Below are 1,619 nucleotides of genomic sequence, written 5' to 3' on the forward strand. Positions count from 1 at the left end.
GCCGGTATGCAAAAACCTTGGCACGCCGCCGACTAAAACGGTTTATCCATACAAAGGCCGTCTGAAACTTGAAAGCAAGCAAGTTTCAGACGGCCTTTTGCTATAATTCCATTCTTTTCACATTATTCAGTTTACCGCACCATCATGCCGCATCCCGATTTCGCCCAAACCCTCTCCAAAGACCGCCATTTCCTGCAATCCGCCTTTAAAAACCCCAAAAAATACGGCGGCTTGGCCAAGGTCGAGGAAAAATACCGAAAATCGCACGACCTTTATTTGCAACGCCTGTCCAAGCTGCCCAAGCCCGAATTCGACAACACCCTGCCCGTTCACGAAAAGCTCGACGAAATCAAAAAAGCCATTGCCGAAAATCGGGTAACGATTATTTGCGGCGAAACCGGTTCGGGCAAAACCACGCAGCTGCCCAAGATTTGCTTGGAACTCGGGCGCGGGGCGGCGGGTTTGATCGGGCATACCCAGCCGCGCCGTTTGGCTGCGCGCTCAGTGGCGGAGCGGATTGCCGAAGAATTGAAATCGGAAATCGGCAGCACGGTCGGCTATAAAGTGCGCTTTACCGACCACACCTCGCACGATGCCTGCGTCAAGCTGATGACCGACGGCATCCTGCTGGCGGAAACGCAGACCGACCGTTATCTCGCCGCCTACGACACGATTATCATCGACGAAGCGCACGAACGTAGCCTGAACATTGACTTTCTGCTAGGCTACCTGAAACAGCTACTGCCGCGTCGCCCCGATTTAAAAGTCATCATCACCTCGGCAACCATAGACGCAGAACGCTTCTCCAAACACTTCAACGGCGCGCCCGTGCTGGAAGTGAGCGGGCGCACCTATCCCGTCGAAATCCTCTACCACCCGCTGACCAGCAAAGACGAAGACGACGCGGAAGTAGAGCTGACCGACGCGATTGTCGATGCGGCCGACGAGTTGGCACGCTACGGTGAAGGCGATATTTTGGTGTTCCTGCCGGGCGAGCGCGAAATCCGCGAAGCTGCCGAAGCTCTGCGCAAGTCCACACTGCGCCGCAACGACGAAATCCTGCCCCTGTTCGCACGCCTGTCGCACGCCGAGCAGCACAAAATCTTCCACCCCTCTGGCGCAAAACGCCGCATCGTGCTGGCAACCAACGTCGCCGAAACCTCGCTCACCGTGCCGGGCATCAAATACGTCATCGACACCGGCCTCGCGCGTGTCAAACGCTATTCCGCACGGGCGAAAGTGGAGCAGCTTCATGTCGAAAAAATCTCCCAAGCCGCCGCACGCCAACGCTCCGGCCGCTGCGGACGCGTCTCCGCAGGCGTGTGTATCCGACTGTTTTCAGAAGAAGATTTCAACAGCCGCCCCGAATTTACCGATCCCGAAATCGTCCGCAGCAACCTCGCCGCCGTCATCCTGCGCATGGCATCGCTGAACTTGGGCGACGTGGCAGCATTCCCATTTTTAGAAATGCCCGATTCGCGGTATATCAATGACGGTTTTCAGGTATTGCTGGAGTTGGGGGCGGTGGAGGCCGTCTGAAAATAAAATCTTTCTTAATAGGCAGGCCATGTTTCATTTTCAGACGGCCTAAATCATTGAGAAACTAAAAACTATTAAAA

1 protein-coding gene is annotated in these 1,619 nt (G+C 55.3%); it reads left to right on the plus strand.

Features of this window, described 5'->3' with window-relative positions; all coding sequences use genetic code 11:
• Nucleotides 1–144 precede the first annotated feature (144 nt).
• Nucleotides 145–1,539 (plus strand): ATP-dependent RNA helicase HrpA, encoded by a 1,395-nt coding sequence (gene hrpA / locus ACTHUM_RS13405; RefSeq protein WP_440403100.1) that lies wholly within the window; start codon nucleotides 145–147, stop codon nucleotides 1,537–1,539.
• The last annotated feature ends 80 nt before the right edge of the window (nucleotides 1,540–1,619 follow it).

It is taken from the genome of Neisseria sp. P0021.S006 (assembly GCF_051956895.1).